We start from the raw sequence: 16,397 nt of genomic DNA, 5'->3' as shown, positions 1-16,397 counted from the left end.
ACCACTCGCCACTCACGAGTGGCCGCCAGGCCTTGACCTCAGCGCCTCGACAGGGGATCGTCAGTGTTCGAACTATTTCTGTCGGACGCCGGGAGGCTGCCGTGAACCACAACCTGCTCAACGACATCTGTCTGCAACAACTGACCCTGAGCGGCGTGCACGAGGGCGAGACGATCTCGGTGCTGACCCAGGGCGACGAACGGGCCGACTACGCGGACGCCTTCATGTGGGCCGCCCAGAAGCTCGGGGCGCAGACCTTCCACCTGCGGCTGCCGTCGCCGGCGAGCGCCTCCGGGTCCTGGGCCGTCGGGCAGTCCGGGCTGGCCGGCAACCAGCTCGCCGTCGACGCACTCAAGCAGACCGAGATGCTCGTCGACCTGACGTTCCTGCTGTTCAGCAAGGAGCAGTTCGAGATCCAGGCCGCCGGTACCCGGGTACTGACCGCCGTCGAGCCCGCACCACTGCTCGCCCGGCTGATGCCCACCCGCGAGCTGCGGGAACGGGTGGAGATCGGTGCCGAGCTGCTCGCCAAGTCACAGTCCATGCGGATCACCAGTCCGCACGGCACCGACGTGACCTACCGCCTCGGCGTCTACCCGACGATGAGCGAGTACGGCTACACCGACCAGCCCGGCCGCTGGGACCACTGGCCGGCCGCGTTCGTGTTCACCGGTGGCGCCGACGACGGGGTGGACGGCAAGATCGTGCTGTCCCCGGGCGACGTGCTGCTGCCGTTCAACACCTACGTGCAGACGCCGGTCGAGATCACCATCGAGCAGGGGTTCATCACCGACATCCGGGGCGGGCTGGACGCCGAGCTGCTGTCCTCGTACATCAAGAGCTTCGACGACCCGCGCGGCTACGGCATGTCGCACGTCGGCTGGGGCCTCGACGAGCGGGCGCACTGGCACGGGCTGACCCAGTTCGGCGGCGGCATGGGCATGGAGCTGCGCAGCTTCTACGGCAACGTGATGTTCTCCATCGGCCCGAACAACGAGCTCGGCGGCCCGAACGACACCCCGTGCCACTTCGACATCCCGATGCGCGGGAACTCGCTCTACCTGGACGACGAGCTGATCGTGAACGCCGGCGAGCTCACCGTGCCCGAGATGCGCCCAGCGGCCAAGCGATGACGGAGCTGACAGGGCAACCCGTGCGCGACCACCACATCGGCATGATCGTGCCGAGTTCGAATCTCACCATGGAGACCGAGCTGCCCCGGATGCTGCGGGCCCGAGAGGAGGTCGACCCGGCGAACCGGTTCGTGTTCCACTCCGCCCGCGCCCGCATGCAGCACGTCACGCCGGAACAGCTGCGCGCGATGAACGCCCAGGCCGAGCGGGCCGCGACCGAGCTGGCCGACGCCCGGCCGGACGTGGTCGCCACCGCCTGCCTGGTGGCGATCATGGCGCAGGGCCCCGGTTACCACTGCACCGCCGAGGACTCGATCACGGCGGCGCTGCGCTCTTGCGGTTCCGACGCGCCGGTCGTATCCAGCGCCGGCGCGCTGCTCTCCGGTATCGCCGCACTCGGGGCCCGCAAGGTCTCGATCATCACGCCGTACCTGAAACCGCTGACCCAGGCGGTGGTGGACTATCTCGAGGACGCCGGCGTGGAGGTGGTCGACGCACTGTCGTTGGAGGTGCCGGACAACCTCGCGGTGGCCCGGCTGGACCCGGCCGACCTGCGGACGCATCACAAGAAGCTGTCGCTGGCGGGCGCCGACGCGCTGGTGCTCTCGGCCTGCGTGCAGATGCCGTCACTGCCGTCGATCCAGCCGGTGCAGGACGAGCTCGGCCTACCGGTGCTGTCGGCGGCCACCGCGACGACGTACCGGATCCTGCAGGAGCTCGGCCTACCCCCCACCGTGCCCAACGCCGGCCGCCTCCTCGCCTGACCCCCACCCCAAACCCTCCCGCGAGTCGGGGATCTCAGCACACCGAGTCGGGGTTTTCAGCACACTGCGTCGAGGGTTTCCGTCAGCCCGATCCGCGAGCGCGCCCAACGAGTGACCGGGTAGGCCGACGCGGCTTCCTGAACCGCGAGGACGGGCTGCTCTACATATGGATGGCAAGTAAGGGCATCCGGATCCGGATGACTGACAACACGGCGACCGAGCGGCGTTAGCCGTCGATCGGACATGACCTGACACATAGTCCGCGCCCGTCACTTCCGGTGGTCGCACAATGGCACCTGTGATGCATTCAGTGCGATCGCCTGGGTCAGGCGAGCTTTGTCCAGGTACCAACTGCCGATCGCCACACTCGTGGCTTGGATGTCGGGGTTAGCCGCAAGGGGGACGCCGGGAATAACGGGGAACATGCGCAACGTTCGGTCTCCGGGGCTACCCGGCAACCGTTCGAGGCCCTGCCGACGCTTGATCCCGAGATAGCCCACGCTGCTTCGTCCGGTGGGAACGTCAAAGAGCACGATAGCTTCGATGTCCGACCACGGCACGGTCCGGCCGGGTATCGCTTTGCGCACGGGTGAGGATCCGAGAGTGATGCCTTAGCTGTCTACCCGCAGAGCCAGGTTGGCCCGGAGCGCATCGACCATGGCTAGAAGGCCCAAGCCCCCCGGGGATTCCCGCCAAGATTACCGCGCCCAGCGGTGACTGGGACCACGTCATCAAGCAAATCGCGGCGAAACCCGCGAACACGACCGCGAAGACCGTCGTGATCGAGTTCCAGCCGTGTTTGACCTGGTAAAAGGCCTGGCCGGTCACGCCGCCATCCCCCACAGTGTCACCCCCGGATCCACGAACCTTACCGGCAGAAGCCGACGTTGCCCCGCCCGCAACGTCCTTGTGGGGAAATGGCGATCCTATAGCGCCTATCACTGAGCGCTTCCTCGATAAACTGGTCAAGTCCTCTCAAATGATCGGCCGAATCAACACCGATGCAACGTTGCATGAGTCATCTCGCCGAGTGACCCGGACGCAGGATCCCAAACTGAACACATCTAGGTGAAACGCGGGTCCGTGAAGCGCCCCGACCATCCCCACCTCATCCGCGGCACCCCCGGGCGCGGCTCCGCACCTCGCCCCGACCGCCAGCACAACCGTCCGGACCGGAAAAGTCTTACACCCGGTCTGACCAGCGACTTCAGCACGCCAACCCCAAGAACCAACCCCGAGCGCGACCGGCGCATCCAACATCGTCTTAGTCACTGCTTTCCCTCGTCAATGTGGCCTGGACCGCGGTGGCACCGACCGGCCCGGGAGCCTAGTGACCATGACCGACACAGAGCAGGCGATTACCACGCCGTACAAACACTGTGACCGAATCGGGCTGCCAATGACTGTATGGCGGAAACACGGACCCGCGAACTGCCACGGTCCTTGTTGTGGGGAAGCATGACCACGATGATGTTGTGCATGAAGACACGCTGCGCCGTCGATGCGACCGGATCACGTTTAGGCCTGTTCGCTGTGGTGATCGCGGTCGGGTTGGTCGGCGCGGCGGGGTGCTCGTCGGGAAACGCCAGCGCGCCGAGCACACCGACCCCATCCGCGGCGCCCCCGGCCGCAGCCCCCTCGACTCCCTTGGCGGCGGCTTATCACTCACCGGACGGATATAGCATCAGCCCGCCGGCCGACTGGATTCTTCACCCGACCGACGGTCAAGACGGACTGTCTGTGTTGTTCGGCGCCCCGACGGTGGACAAGGCGGCCCCAAAACCATTCGTCGACAACCTGAACGTGGTGATCACGGCGACCCCGGAGAATCTGGATAGTCTCGTCTCTGAGACCAAGCAGAAATACCCGAGTGTCCTCAAAAACTACAAGGTCGTCACCGACCAGCCGATCACCCTGCCCAACGGCCAGCCAGCGCATCTGCTGGGCGGGACTTCCGACGACGAACGGTCCGGTTCGCTAGAGAACATCCAGCTGATACTGGTGAGCGCCGGCAAGGAGTACACGATCACCTTCACCAGCCCGGCGGCAAGTTTCGACAGCTACCATGACCTCATCCAGGCCTCTTTGGCCTCTTTCACCCTGGGCTGATCACCGGCCGGTAGTCGGGCTTGGCTGACTGCACGTGACTATGCAGGTGCGGTGGGCTCTGAACCAGGCCCGCTACTCGGGCCACCTGTTGTTCCGGAGGAAGTCGTCGAAGTCACGGTAAATCTCGCCTCCGGAGTCAACGATCTCGAAACCCTTGGTGACCTTCGACGGGACCAGAAAAACCATCTGGGAGGTGTAGTGCCCGCTCGTCAGGTCCTTGGAGAGAACTTGCTCTTGATAGATCGTTTCGGGGGTGCCGCCGAGACTCTGGATCGAGGCCTTCAACTTGTCGGGCTGTGGAGCGCCGCCACTGTGGCTGGCACAGCCACCGAGCGCAAGGAGCGCGAGCCCCACCACTACGGCCGCCGGAACTGGGCGTACGGACATTACCTGCCGCGCTTAAGTAGGCGGCGCTGACGATAGGGTTGTCGGTACTGGTTTCTGTACCGCTCGGGTTCGATCGGTAGCTTCACCGCTCCCAGCAGGCCAAGCACACCGAGCGTGATCAACGACAGACCAATGATCCGTCGTGCCGTCCCCACACCGGCGCACACTAGAGGTCCGTCCGGTTGCTGTTGTTGTTCGTGGGAACCGGCAGTGAAAGTGTTCCCGCAGTCGAGCCTGACACCTTTCACTACGTGGGTCTCGGTCAAGCCGGCGTCGGAGTAGACCAGGCTCTCATCGCTGGTCCACCACGTGTACAAGGTCGAAACATCGTGCGGCGGTAGATGATCGACACTCGATATGTCGCTCGTGACGTAGACCGCGGAGATCGGGACGAACAGCAGCCAGGCAGCGACGACGACTATTGCAGTCGCTGCTAGGCACGCCCATCTGCGCGGACGGCGAAGCGGGTTCAAGCGTGGCTCCAATGGTGAGGCCTCAGGCATGCGGGGCGTCGCTACTGACCGCACTCCATCAGTTTTCCGGTCAGGATCTCGAGTGGGTCGGTGCATGTTCCGGTGGGCTATCTTGACAACGAATAGCAGTGTCGGTTCAGGACCCGTGCTAGCCTCACGGCATCCAAATTGAGTCTTATTCCAGTGTGCTTGACTAGGTCGTGTGATGTGGGGGGTTCGTGACTCAGGAGCTCCAGCTCCCGTCTGAGGTCGGGCAACTCGAGGATGAGCAGGTGCTGGCTCGGTGGATGGCCGGTCGCACGCAAAGTTCGCGTCGCCTGGTCGGCGGCTATCTCTATCTGACCAGTCAGCGACTGGTATTCACCCCCCGTGTCTCAGACGCCGTGCTCGACGGTGCGTACTGGCGCGCCTACCACGCTGATATTGTCGATTTGGGGCGACTAAGGAAAGGTCTCAGCCAGATTCTCGGCGGAAGTCTTAGGGACCGACTGTGGATCGAGTACAACGACGGGGCCGTAGAGCGGTTCCGGGTCCAAAGACTCGATGACGTGATCGAACAGATCCGAACGGTAGCGAAGATTTTTTAGCTTACCGCGTTATTGCTCAGATCGACGCGGTGGTCGCTCAGAGTCAGTCTTCCGCGTCGGGCCTAGGGTGAGGAACATGCATATCCAGGTGCAATTTACTATTTGTGCGCGCGCCGCCGGCGATCACCGAGTGCAGAATCCCGTTGTACAGGGAATCCCAGATAACCCGATCACTGCGGAGCGCCTTGACCTTGACCGTCAACCGGCGACCGTCATTGTCTCGCAGGCGCAGTCTCGCGCCACCGATGGGCATGCGGTACGTGACCTCGACCAGTTCGTAGATCTTCACCCACTTCCTGCCCCGCGCCAACCAATGGGCGCCCACCGCGCATGCGCCAGACCACGACGACCGGTAACTCGCGAACGTGCCTAGACCAAAGATCCCCCAGGCCCACCAGTACTTCGTCCACGCGAATCCATTGGCCAAAGTGATTATTCCAACAGACAACCCCAAGGTCCATGCCGCCACGGTCAGCGGATAGCGGCAGTTGGCCTGGTACCACGCCAGCACAGGTCCCTGGCCGGGCGGTGGGCTCGGGGCATCGGCCGGATCTCGCTGCCCCGGGTCCGCCCCACGCACGTAGGCGGGCGCATGGGGAGGCCGCGGTAGCCCCGTAGACGGGTCCGGCCGAGCCGGTAACTCGTCCACCCCTAGATAACGACCGCGCTCCACAACGAGCCCCTTCCCTCGCTCCTGCCGCCTCATTATCGCCACGCAGTCCTCAGTGCTCTATACCGAACAGGTTGTCTACCCCGTCTGTGGCCAAGTCGGCCAGCTTTCCTCCGAGGTATGAGCCGCCCGTGCCACCCGCGACCGCTGCGGGAATAGTAGCGAGACCTGCGCTTTCCGGAGTTGCGAGGGCTCCGGCAGCTGCGGCACCAAGGGCGCCTCCAACGAGTGATCCGGCCCCCTCAGCAAGCGATCGGCCCCACGACTTGCCGCCCGCGACTTCGAGCCCGGTCTGAACACCGGTCACTATCGCACCCACGTAGGGAGTCCCCTCCGCAATGGGCTTAGCGATCTTTGCCACTGGTCCTAGTTCTTTACCTGCGGCTTTCGCTGAATCCTGCAACGTATCCCAAGGAGTCCTCGTCACCGTCGACCGAATATTTTCTGGGATGGCACTGGCGACGGGCCCCAGCTGCCTTGCGGCGGCTCCCGCGTATCTTTCTTCGCGTCGCCCGGCCACCACCGCGTCGTGAGCGGCTCTACGACGCACATCGGGAGTATTCGTCGGATCGTTGGCAATGGCCTGCCTATCTGAGCCAAAATCGTGAAATCTTCCTGCCTGGCCCTCATTTTGAGAGGCGCGATCCTGCACTCCACTCAATGCGCCCTGGGCCGCTCCAACGGCGCCGAATACACCGTCCAATTTAGAGGGTTTCATAAAGTCCCAGACCTGAGCAGCTGCCGAGTCGCCGGCCTTCGGCTGGCCGGGCCTGGAAGCCACCGGCCCAATGAAATTGGGGTCGCCAGCCTTCACCTGGCCGGGCCCAGTAGCCACCGGCCCAATGAAATTGGGGTCGCCGGCCCTCACCTGACCAGGCTTAGAAGCCACCGGCCCGACAAAACCCGGCTTCCGCTGCCCCGGCACTACCCCCTGCTCCGGCTGCACACCCTGCTGCGCTTGCTGAGTCGGCGGCTTCGGCCCCGACGGCTGTGGCCCCTGCGCGCCCGGCTGAGTTGGGGGTTTCGGGCCCGGCGGCGGGCCCTGCACTCCCTCCGTGGCCTGCGTGCCCGGCTGAGCGGGCGGTTTCGGGCCCGGCTTCGGCCCCTGCACACCCTCCGCGGCCTGCGACCCCTGAGCACCCGGCTGAGCCGGCGGCTTCGGCCCCGGCGGCGGACCCTGCGCGCCGCTGTTCGCCGTACTGGGCGCCTCCTTGTGCGCCGGAGCCGGCGCGGGAGCCGGCCCACTGCCGCCGTTCGACGAGCCCGCGGAGCTGCCGCTGCCCGACCCCGACGAACTCGGCGCCTTGTGGGGGGCGGGCGCAGGGGCGGACGATCCGCCACCACTCGACGATGAGGAACTCGACGAGTCGTGGTGTGCCGGGGAGGGTGCGGGGGAGCTCCCGCCACCCGAGCCTCCTCCAGGCCCGGGAGCCGGTCCGCTGAGAGTCCACTGCAGCGGACGCGACACCGGCCGGGGCAAGGACGGCTGGGCCGATACCCGCGCAACCAGTCGCACCGCCGGCGACACAGCCGAGTCCGCCGCTCCGGGCGGCGGCGAGGACAACCCCGGTCCCGCCAACATCGCACCGACCACCAGGACCGCCCCCAAACCGGGAGGCCCCGACGAAACCACAACCCAGGACGCCGCACGAACACGCGGCCGACTCGCAGACGGCTCGGACACCACACACCCCCACGCCGGACAGGTCAGGACAGACCTCGAAGAAAGATCAGGAAGACGGGCAGGCACTGCCGCGGCGGGCCTCAGACAGCCACGCCCGATGCCCAGGAACGGGTATCGGCGGGAAGCACGGGCACGCCGGAGATCAGCACTGCCCAGGGCTCTACGGCACCCAGGCCCGACCCGATCAGCAGCCGCGGCGGAAGTCACGCGACGAGCCAGCCCCAAGCGCCGAGCACTCAGGTACGTCCGGTCAGGCGCCCACCGATCAACGATGGACGCCGCGGCAGATTAACAGCAAGCACGACCGGCACGGGCGAAAATCAGAGATCCAGTTTTCCGGTCCGGACTCCCCGAGGTCGTGCCACCCTCCGACCGCCACCACAACAGTCCGGACCGGAAAAGCCCCACACCGGTCCTGACCAGCGACTTCAGCGCACCAGCCCCAGGAATCAACCCGGCACGCGACCGGCGCACTCCAACATTGCGTCGTGACCGCTTCCGCTACCGCGCTCGTTGGTAGGTGATGTCAGATGGGCCTGGACGTACTGACCGTGACCGACACGGAGCAGGTGTGCGCCCTGGAGGGGTGCGAGAACCTGATCAAGGTCACCTCCAGACAAGCCCGTCGATACTGCTGCGCGGCGCATCGCAAGATCGCTCGTAAACACCGCAGGGAGCAGGTGGGAGCGGAGCGCCCGACGGTTGCCAAGTGGCCGAGCCGGGACGCGGTGCCAGGCGCACCGTATCGGCAACGGGAGTCCGAGCTGCCGACCGCTCCGATACCGGCGAGGTCAACTGCCGCTGCCTCGCGGAGCCGTAACGTGGAACCGGGCCCGCCGTACCGGCGTCTGGTGCCCGAGCCGCGGCCTCGCTGGTACCGCCGCTCGGCTTCCCGGCCCTATGCCGCACGCGGTGTCCGCCCGCGCTACGTGCACCAACCGCTGCCGTTGCTGCCGGAATGGTTGCGGTCACAGTCGCCCCGTCGCCTCGCACCGCGGCCCCACACCCCACGCGGTGTCGGCCGGACGCACCCGCACGACACGCAGCCACCGCTGCCGCAGTGGTTGCCGCCCTATTCGCCCGTTTGTCCCCCCGCGGCACCCTCCCCAGCGCCGGCGCCCATCACGGCACCGGCACCCACCCCGGCACCGGCGCCCGTCACGGCACCGGCACCCTCCCCAGCGCCGGCGCCCATCGCGGCACCGCTACCCGCCGAGGGACGGCAGGTGTTCGCCACCTCGGACGAACCGGCCGGGATGTCCGACCCAGCTGTGTTGTCCGAGTCGGCCCGGTTGCTCCGCTCGGCTGTGTTGGCAGTGACCGCCGTGGTCCTGACGACCTGTCGAGGTGTCCTCACGCGGTCTACCCGGCGGGTAGCGGCGCTGCTGGCCGGGCAGCGGGACAGGCTGGCCGGCCGTCGGGTTGTGACCGAACAACGCAAGGCCGCGGAGGCGACCCTGCGCCGACAAGCGGCCGCGATGCTGGCCGGCGACCCGATCCCCGGCCTGGTCGAGGACTGCGCGCCCGCCCGGTGGCGTGGCCGGCGCGCGGCGAAGCTGGCGAAGCCGGTCGACTCGCTCCCGCCTATCCAGGTGGCGTGGCTGGGGCAGATGCGCGAGGCCCTGTACGCCGCGCTGCACAGCCTGTCGAACAACCGGCTGCGGTCGCTGCTGACCACCATCGGCATCATCGCCGGCGTCGCCTCCGTCATCGTGCTCGTCGCCATGGGCGACGGCATGACCAAAGGCTTCAACGACCAATGGAGCAAGTTCGCCACCCAAATCACCATCACCCCGATCACGGGCCCCGTCGCCACCGGCAAAGCCCCCCAACACCTCACCGACAACGACCTCAAAGCCCTCCAGAACCCCGAGAACGCCCCCGACGTCACCAGCCTCTCCCCCGCCGTGGCCAGCAACAACGTCACCCTCACCGTCGACGGCCAAAAAGGCCGCGGCCAACTGTTCGGCATCATCGAGAACTACCTCGACCTCGCCAACCGCCACATGACCGCCGGCCAATGGTTCACCCCCGACCAAATGAGCGCCGGCACCCGCCAAGCCATCATCGGACCACAGGTAATCAACGAACTGTGGGGACCCGGCACCGACCCCAACTCGGTGATCGGCCAACCAGTGCGGGTCGGACACAGCACCTTCGAAATCCAAGGCGTGGTCAGCGGCAACGGCCAAGCCGACAACGTCGTCATGGTCCCCCTCGAAGCCGCCCGCGCATTCGTCGTCGGCAACAACGTCGGAAAACTCGACGTCATCATCGCCAAATCAAGCAACATCAACACCCTCGAACTGGCCAAGAACGAAATCTTCCAAATCCTCTACACCCAACACCACGTCAGAGTCGACACCGACCGCGACTTCAACGTCGCCGACAACACCGACTTCCTCCAACAACAAACACAATCCATCAAATTCCTATCTATGTTCATCCTCGCCGTCGCCGCCATCTCACTGTTCGTCGGCGGCGTCGGCGTCGCCAACATCATGCTCGTCGCCGTCACCGAACGAACCCGCGAAATCGGCATCCGCAAAGCCATCGGCGCACCACGACGCGCCATCATGCGCCAATTCCTCTCCGAAGCCGTCATGCTCACCGCACTCGGCGGCCTCATCGGATCCATCACCGGAACCGGCCTCTGCCTACTCGGCAAAACCCTCATCCCCAAAATCTGGCCACCCGACCCCACCTCACTCACCCCCACCCCCATACCACTACTCAGCCCCAACCCCGTACTCATCGCATTCGGAGTCAGCCTCCTCATCGGCCTACTCGCCGGCGGCTATCCCGCCTACCGCGCCGCCCGACTCCGACCCATCGAAGCACTCCGCTTCGAATGACCGCGATGTACGACGCGGCGAGCAGTCCTTTTCAGCTTCCTCGAACCAAATGGAGTGATCATCATGGTGTCGACGCCGGTTATGTCACGAGTGAGGCCCGCCGCGCTGGTGTCTGGTGGTGCGGCGATGGTGTGCCTGGCCGGAGCCTGGCTCACCCCGATCTCCGCCAACACGGCCCACCCGACGAGCGCGAGTCCGCCGTCAGCCGCGACGTCCTCGGCATCGGGAGCGGCATCGGGAGCGACGGTGCGCCCGGTCGCCGACGTCACGTCGTTGCGCCCGGCGTGGCCAGCCGCCGGCGGACCGGGCAGCGGTCCGGGCGGCGGTTCGGACGGATCACCCGGCAATGCGGTCGCTCCCAGTCCGGCCAAGCACGAGTCGAACGGCGGGTCGAGTTCAAGTGGCTCGGGCGGGTCGGTCAGCAGCCATGCCTCGTCGTCGCACGACTCGGGTCCGGTCGGGGCGGTGTTCAAGACGGTGGGACGGTGGTTTGGCCTGTCCGCCGATCGTTCCCCCGCCAGCGGCGACTCGGCTGAGGGTGCGCACCCCGCCGCGGCCCCCCACGCCGACCGCGCTTCCGACCAGGACCCAACCGCCGCGGCGCCCAAGCAGGTCAAGCCCTCCAGCGCCAGCGGCGCCGCCGGCGACGACAAGTCCTCGAAGACATCAGCCGCGGCCGGCATCGGTGACGTGATCCACAGCGTGTTCTCCGGTGTGGGCCGGCTGTTCAGCAGCCTGTTCGGCCGCTGAGCCCACCTAGGGCCACGGCCGGTGCTGGGCTCCCGGTCCGGTCGGCCGCCTAGTGTTCGGCGGCCGGCTCGGCCAGCCCCGCTGACCAACGCAGGGCGGTGAGCGCATCAGCCCGGTCACTGATCAGCTTCCTACGCATGTTCAGTTCCGTTGGCTCTGTGTGTTGGGCAGATGCGGTGGCCTGTCCAGGCCATTTCCGGTAGAGAAGCCCCACATCGTCGCTGAAGTAGCCGACACTCACGATGGACGCCGCAATCAGGAGCCCTGTGTCGTCCGATCCCGGAACTCCCATCCACCCGCCTAGAGCTACCGCGAGTGACCGGCGTATGCATATCGTAGTCGGATGCATGGGGAGTCGATAATTGTGATCACGCCAGTATTTGACTAATTCCCCCGGTTCGATGCGCCCGGCCAACGGATCTGTGTCGAAACCAACGGTCGATCCGTCCGGGAGCAGGTCGAGCGCTCGTGACGTCACCCAGTGCACGTCCTCGTTGCTTGTGAGCGCAGCGATATCTCGCGCAAGAACGCCCGGCGTGAGTATGTCGTCGGCGTCGAGGTTCTTCACGACGGCCCCAGTGGACCGGGCCAGGGCGAGATTGCGGCTCAGCGGGAGGCCACCCCAGCGGCCGCTGCCGAGCCGTATGACCGGATCAGCGGGCAGGATGTCGCCCGCCCGGCGACCTTCAGTCCCATCCTCCTGGACGACCCACTCCAGCGACCAGCCGTCGGGCAGTACTTGGCTGGCTACGGACTCGTACGCGGCTTCCAACTGCTCGGGTACGGGGTTCCAGCTTGGAGTAATGACCGAGATGGTTGCCAAATTCGACTCCTGTCTGGACTTCTCTTGCGATGGTCATTCCCTTGGGATCAACGTCCGAACGTACGGCCAGGCTCATGGGCAGGGCGGCTGGTAAGGCTGCTGAGGCAGGGTTTGATTCCATTCTCTTGAGGTCAGGACTCCCTGCGTACTGGTACAGATCCGGCGGACCGAGTCCTCGATGTGCACATCCCACAGCATCACCGTGTCGTCGTCACTCGCGGTGGCCAGAGTGTGCCCATCGGGGCTGAACGCGACGTATCGCACAGTGCTGGTGTGCCCACCGATTGGCGAGCCGGGCACCGTCGGCTCGGTGGGATCGCCGACATCCCACAGCCGGGCCGTACTGTCGCCGCTTCCGGAGGCCATGGTGCGTCCGTCCGGGCTGAACGCGACCGAGGACACCCCTTCTGTGTGCCCGACAAGCGACCGAGCGGGCTCGGGGTGGGCTGGATCGGTCACATCCCATAGTCGGATGCTCTTGTCCCCGCCGGTTATGGCGAGTGTGTGTCCGTCGGGACTGAACGCTGCCTGCGCGATCGCCCCCGCGTGCGGGGCGAGCGGCGCCCCGAGCGGAACAGCATGAGCGGGGTCAGCCACCGCCCAGAGCCTGACGGTCTCGTCACTGCTGGCGGTGGCGACGGTGCGGCTGTCGGGGCTGAACGCGACAGAGTTGACGTAGCTGGTGTGCCCGGTCAACGGGGCACCTAGCGGGATGGGCCGGGTGGGGTCGGCCACATCCCACAGCTGGGCGGTGTCGTCGGTGTCGCCGGTAGCCAGAACGTGTCCATTGGGGCTGAAGGCCACAATCCCCGAGTACTGGGTGTGCCGCGCGATGGGTTGCCCGAGAGGTACAGGGTGGGCGGGGTCGGTTACATCCCACAGCCGGACCGTCCCGTCCCGAGGGTTCTCGCTCGCGAGGATACGGCCGTTGGGGCTGAACGCGACGGAGTTGACGAAGCCGACGTCCCCGGCGAACAGAGCGCCCAGCGGCGCGGGGTGGGCGGGGTCCGCCACGTCCCAGAGTCGGATGGTGTGGTCGTAGCTGCCGCTGGCAAGGGTGCGCCCGTCCGGGCTGAAGGCCACCACGCGCACCCGGGACACCGGCCCCAGCAGCACTGTTCTGGGCAGCGACCAGAGCATGGTCGTGCCGTCCCCGCCGCCGGTGGCCAGGGAGTGCCCGTCGGGACTGAACGCGAGCGCCGCAACGCTGCCCGCGCTCGAGGAGAGGTTTCCGCCGATCTGGATCGCGTTGGCCAGGTTCGTGATGTTCCACAGCTTGGCGTTGCCGTCGCTGCTGCCGGTGGCCAGGGTTCGGCCGTCGGGACTGAACGCGACCGACCAGATCGTGCCCTCGTGACCACTCAGCGGCCCGCCCAGGGGCACCGGGTGGGCAGGGTCGGTGACGTTCCACAGCCGGGCGGTCTTGTCATCGCTGCCGGTGGCCAGAGTGTGGCCGTCCGGGCTGAACGCGACCGAGTGCACCGCGTCGGAGTGCCCAGCGAGCGGGGTGCCGACGCGTACCGGGTGGGCGGGGTCGGTGACGTTCCAGAGCAGCGCTGTCTTGTCGTCACCGCCCTCCGCGAGGAGGTGACCGTCGGGGCTGAACGCGACCGACCGAACGACCCCGGCGGGCCCCGTCAAGGGAGCACCGAGGGGCGCCGGGTGTGCGGGGTCGGTGAGATTCCACAGCCGGACCGTGTGGTCGTCGTTGGCGGTGGCAAGGGTGCGGCTGTCCGGGCTGAACGCGAGCAGGGACATCGCGCCGTTGTGGCCGTTGAGCGGTGGCGCCGATGCCGTCGGGTTCGCCGGGTCGGTGACGTCCCACAGGTGGACGGTGCCGTCGCCGTTCGTGCTGGCCAGGACGCGGCCGCTGGGGCTGAACGCCGCCGCGCTGGTCCAGCTGGTTCCCGCGTCCAGGGGTTTCCCCAGGCGGGTGGGCTGCTCCGGATCGGTGAGGTTCCACAGCTGGACGGTGTGCCCTTCATTGGCGGTGGCCAGGGTGCGGCCGTCCGGGCTGAACCCGGTGTAGTAGACGGCACCGGCGTGCCCGGGCAACGGGCGGCCCAGCGGTGCGTTCTGGGTGGAGAGCACGCGCCCGCGGACCTCTTGATCGTCCGGCCGTCTCCGCTGGGCGACCAGGTACAGCTGGGCGGCCAGGGAGGGATCGGACCTCTCCAGGCGGTCGGCTTGAGCGACCACGTCGGCGTACTGGGCGTTGTCCCGCTGATCACTGGCGATCACCGCGACAATGCCCGCGACCAGCGCCAGCACCAGGTAGAAGACCACCGCGGTGCGGAGCAGCCACGTTCTGCGCCGGCGCTGGCCGATGGACCTGTCCAGGAAGGACCGGGCGAGGTCGCTGGGACCGTCCAGGTCGGCCGTGTCGGCCCACTGCTGGGCAGTCTCCAGCCGCGCGCCGCGGTAGAGCAGCGACGAGTCGCGGTGCTGGGCCTGCCATGCCTTCGCTTCCTCTTCGACCCGTTGCCGCAGGAGCAGGCCCTCGCGGTGCTCGTCGGTGAGCTGGCGCAGCCGTGGCCACGCCTGCAGCAACGCCTCGTGCGCCAGTTGCGCCCACTCCGCGTCCAAGGTGACCAGGCGCGCCCCGACCAGGACCTCCAACGCCGTCTCGGCCGCCGCGCGGTCCGGTGCCTGGTCCAGCAGCTGCTGTTTGTCGCAGCGACCCCGGGTGTCGTGGCTGCCGTCGGCGCCGATCCTGGTCAGCTTCAGCAGCAGGTACAGCGCCGCCCGCCGGCCGCCGCCGTCCAGCTCGTCCCACGCCTGCTCCGCGGTCGCCTCGACCGCCCCGTGGATACCCTTCGTCTCCCGGTAGCCCTCGGTGGTGAGCGCGCCTTTTTTCCGCTTCCGCCAGGTCGCGGTGAGTGCGTGGGACACCAGCGGCAGAACACCCGCGTCGGTCTGCGCACCCCGGAAGCGGCGCAGTCCCGCATCGTGCAGCAGCAGCTCGACCAAGCCAGGTTCCACCCGCAGGCCCGCTGATCTCGCCGGCCGGACAACGGCCTCGTGCAGCTCCTCATCGGTCATCGGCCCCAGCACCATCTGGCGGTCCTGCAGCGCCTCGGCCAGGGTCGGATCGTCCAGACAGCGCCCGTAAAAATCCGCGCGCACACCCACGACCACCAGGGCCGGCGCGGCGCCGACGGCGTTCTCCGGCGTGCACGCCGCGTGCAGAGTCTCGATGTACACCTGTCGCTGGCGGTCCCCGCAGAGGGTGAACACCTCCTCGAACTGGTCGACGACGATGATCAGACGGGCACCGGAACCCGCTTGGTGTTCGGCGTAGGTCGTGATCGCCGCCCGAACCGCGGCGACGTCCAGTGCGGGGGGCCGCTCCTCGGGCTCGCCCGCACCCGGCTCGCGCTCGGCGCCCGGGTCGGCCTTGCCAGCGGAGGCATCGCCCCGCCAGCGGGCGGCATCGAGGGGCTCTTTGAGATCGGGGACGCGCCGAGTCAGTTCGAGCACCGGGTCCTGCCCCGGGGTGGTGATCACGACCGGCCAGTTCCGGGAGCCGGCCGCCGACAGCCCGTGTTCCCGGATGGCCGGCACCAGCCCGGCCCGCAGCAGGGACGACTTACCCACCCCGGAGGGCCCGACCAGCATCAGCAGCCCGCCGGCGCCGCTGTGTACGCCGTCGAGGCGCTTCAACAGCGCGTCGGTGCTCTTCTCCCGGCCGCAGAAGGACGCGGCGTGCTCCTGCTGGTACGACTCGAGGCCGCGGTAGGGGCAGACGGCGTGCTCGGCGTCCGGGCTCTCCCGCGCGGTCTTCCACAGGACCTGCCACGCGGTGAGCCCGTAGAGGCCCTCCACCTCGGGGCGCGGCGTCGCCGCACGTGCCTTCTCGATCAGCACGCTCAGCACCAGTTCGAGCTGAGGCCAGCCGGCCGGGACAGCCCGTCCGTTGCACCAGTCATGGATCCGCTTGTGCGAGGGAGCGGTCAGGGTCTGTCCCCGCTGATCCTTCTTCCCGGGGTCGAGGATCTGCCCGGCGCCGCGTTCGATGCTCTCGTACGTCGGCTGTCCCGCCGCGCTACGCAACAGCCCCAGCCGCTCCACGAAGACCTGCTTCGGCCCCTCCGGCATCCCCGACACCTCCCCTCGAGGCTCCCGGACCGGCATCGGCGCGACGGCGGACTGCCCGGAAACT

Annotated in this window: 10 protein-coding genes; 6 read left to right on the top strand and 4 right to left on the bottom strand. The window is 67.3% G+C overall.

Annotated elements, in window-relative coordinates; genetic code table 11:
• Positions 1-101: 101 nt before the first annotated feature.
• From ACTXG6_RS12580 to ACTXG6_RS12570, 3 genes are all read left to right on the top strand, one after another.
• Positions 102-1,133, top strand: a complete 1,032-nt coding sequence (locus ACTXG6_RS12580) for a leucyl aminopeptidase (protein ID WP_445187960.1) — start codon at positions 102-104, stop codon at positions 1,131-1,133.
• 20 nt (positions 1,134-1,153) lie between these two features.
• On the top strand, positions 1,154-1,897 hold the full coding sequence (locus ACTXG6_RS12575; protein ID WP_445189986.1) for a maleate cis-trans isomerase family protein: 744 nt from the start codon (positions 1,154-1,156) through the stop codon (positions 1,895-1,897).
• A gap of 1,458 nt (positions 1,898-3,355) precedes the next feature.
• Entirely contained in the window at positions 3,356-4,006 is a 651-nt protein-coding gene (locus ACTXG6_RS12570; RefSeq protein WP_445187959.1) for a hypothetical protein, read from the top strand.
• 72 nt (positions 4,007-4,078) lie between these two features.
• On the opposite strand, the gene ACTXG6_RS12565 is transcribed toward ACTXG6_RS12570, so the two are convergent.
• A complete protein-coding gene (locus ACTXG6_RS12565) occupies positions 4,079-4,363 on the bottom strand; it encodes a hypothetical protein (RefSeq protein ID WP_445187958.1) in 285 nt (94 codons plus the stop codon).
• Between the two features lie 721 nt (positions 4,364-5,084).
• On the opposite strand from ACTXG6_RS12565, the gene ACTXG6_RS12560 reads away from it, so the two are divergent.
• Entirely contained in the window at positions 5,085-5,453 is a 369-nt protein-coding gene (locus ACTXG6_RS12560) for a hypothetical protein (protein ID WP_445187957.1), read from the top strand.
• A 43-nt stretch (positions 5,454-5,496) separates the two neighbouring features.
• Here the strand turns inward: ACTXG6_RS12560 and ACTXG6_RS12555 are convergent, their stop codons facing one another.
• The gene (locus tag ACTXG6_RS12555) at positions 5,497-5,742 is read right to left on the bottom strand and encodes a hypothetical protein (protein WP_445187956.1); all 246 of its coding nucleotides are present in this window, start codon (positions 5,740-5,742) and stop codon (positions 5,497-5,499) included.
• A 3,675-nt stretch (positions 5,743-9,417) separates the two neighbouring features.
• Here ACTXG6_RS12555 and ACTXG6_RS12550 point away from each other — a divergent pair.
• Together ACTXG6_RS12550 and ACTXG6_RS12545 are read left to right on the top strand one after the other, a co-directional pair.
• Positions 9,418-10,662: an ABC transporter permease gene (locus ACTXG6_RS12550; RefSeq protein ID WP_445189985.1), complete on the top strand. Its 1,245-nt coding sequence runs from the start codon at positions 9,418-9,420 to the stop codon at positions 10,660-10,662.
• A gap of 81 nt (positions 10,663-10,743) precedes the next feature.
• Positions 10,744-11,412 carry a hypothetical protein gene (locus ACTXG6_RS12545; protein ID WP_445187955.1) on the top strand — a complete coding sequence of 223 codons (669 nt, stop codon included), beginning with the start codon at positions 10,744-10,746 and terminating at the stop codon, positions 11,410-11,412.
• Positions 11,413-11,461: 49 nt separating this feature from the next.
• Here ACTXG6_RS12545 and ACTXG6_RS12540 read toward each other — a convergent pair whose 3' ends face one another.
• Both ACTXG6_RS12540 and ACTXG6_RS12535 read right to left on the bottom strand, forming a co-directional pair.
• Positions 11,462-12,235 (bottom strand): glycosyltransferase family 2 protein, encoded by a 774-nt coding sequence (locus tag ACTXG6_RS12540; protein ID WP_445187954.1) that lies wholly within the window; start codon positions 12,233-12,235, stop codon positions 11,462-11,464.
• A gap of 72 nt (positions 12,236-12,307) precedes the next feature.
• Positions 12,308-16,333, bottom strand: a complete 4,026-nt coding sequence (locus tag ACTXG6_RS12535) for an NACHT and WD repeat domain-containing protein (RefSeq protein WP_445187953.1) — start codon at positions 16,331-16,333, stop codon at positions 12,308-12,310.
• Positions 16,334-16,397: the final 64 nt, after the last annotated feature.

Source organism: Pseudonocardia sp. Cha107L01, from assembly GCF_052566575.1.
Note: the sequence above shows the minus strand (reverse complement) of the source record. Positions and strands in the feature narration are given on the sequence as shown.

Bases quoted from the DNA above. Each gene is read 5' to 3' on its own strand.
- ACTXG6_RS12535 (WP_445187953.1), bottom strand. From the start codon at position 16,333: ATGCCGGAGGGGCCGAAGCAGGTCTTCGTGGAGCGGCTGGGGCTGTTG.
- ACTXG6_RS12570 (WP_445187959.1), top strand. From the start codon at position 3,356: ATGACCACGATGATGTTGTGCATGAAGACACGCTGCGCCGTCGATGCG.
- ACTXG6_RS12545 (WP_445187955.1), top strand. From the start codon at position 10,744: ATGTCACGAGTGAGGCCCGCCGCGCTGGTGTCTGGTGGTGCGGCGATG.
- ACTXG6_RS12550 (WP_445189985.1), top strand. From the start codon at position 9,418: ATGCGCGAGGCCCTGTACGCCGCGCTGCACAGCCTGTCGAACAACCGG.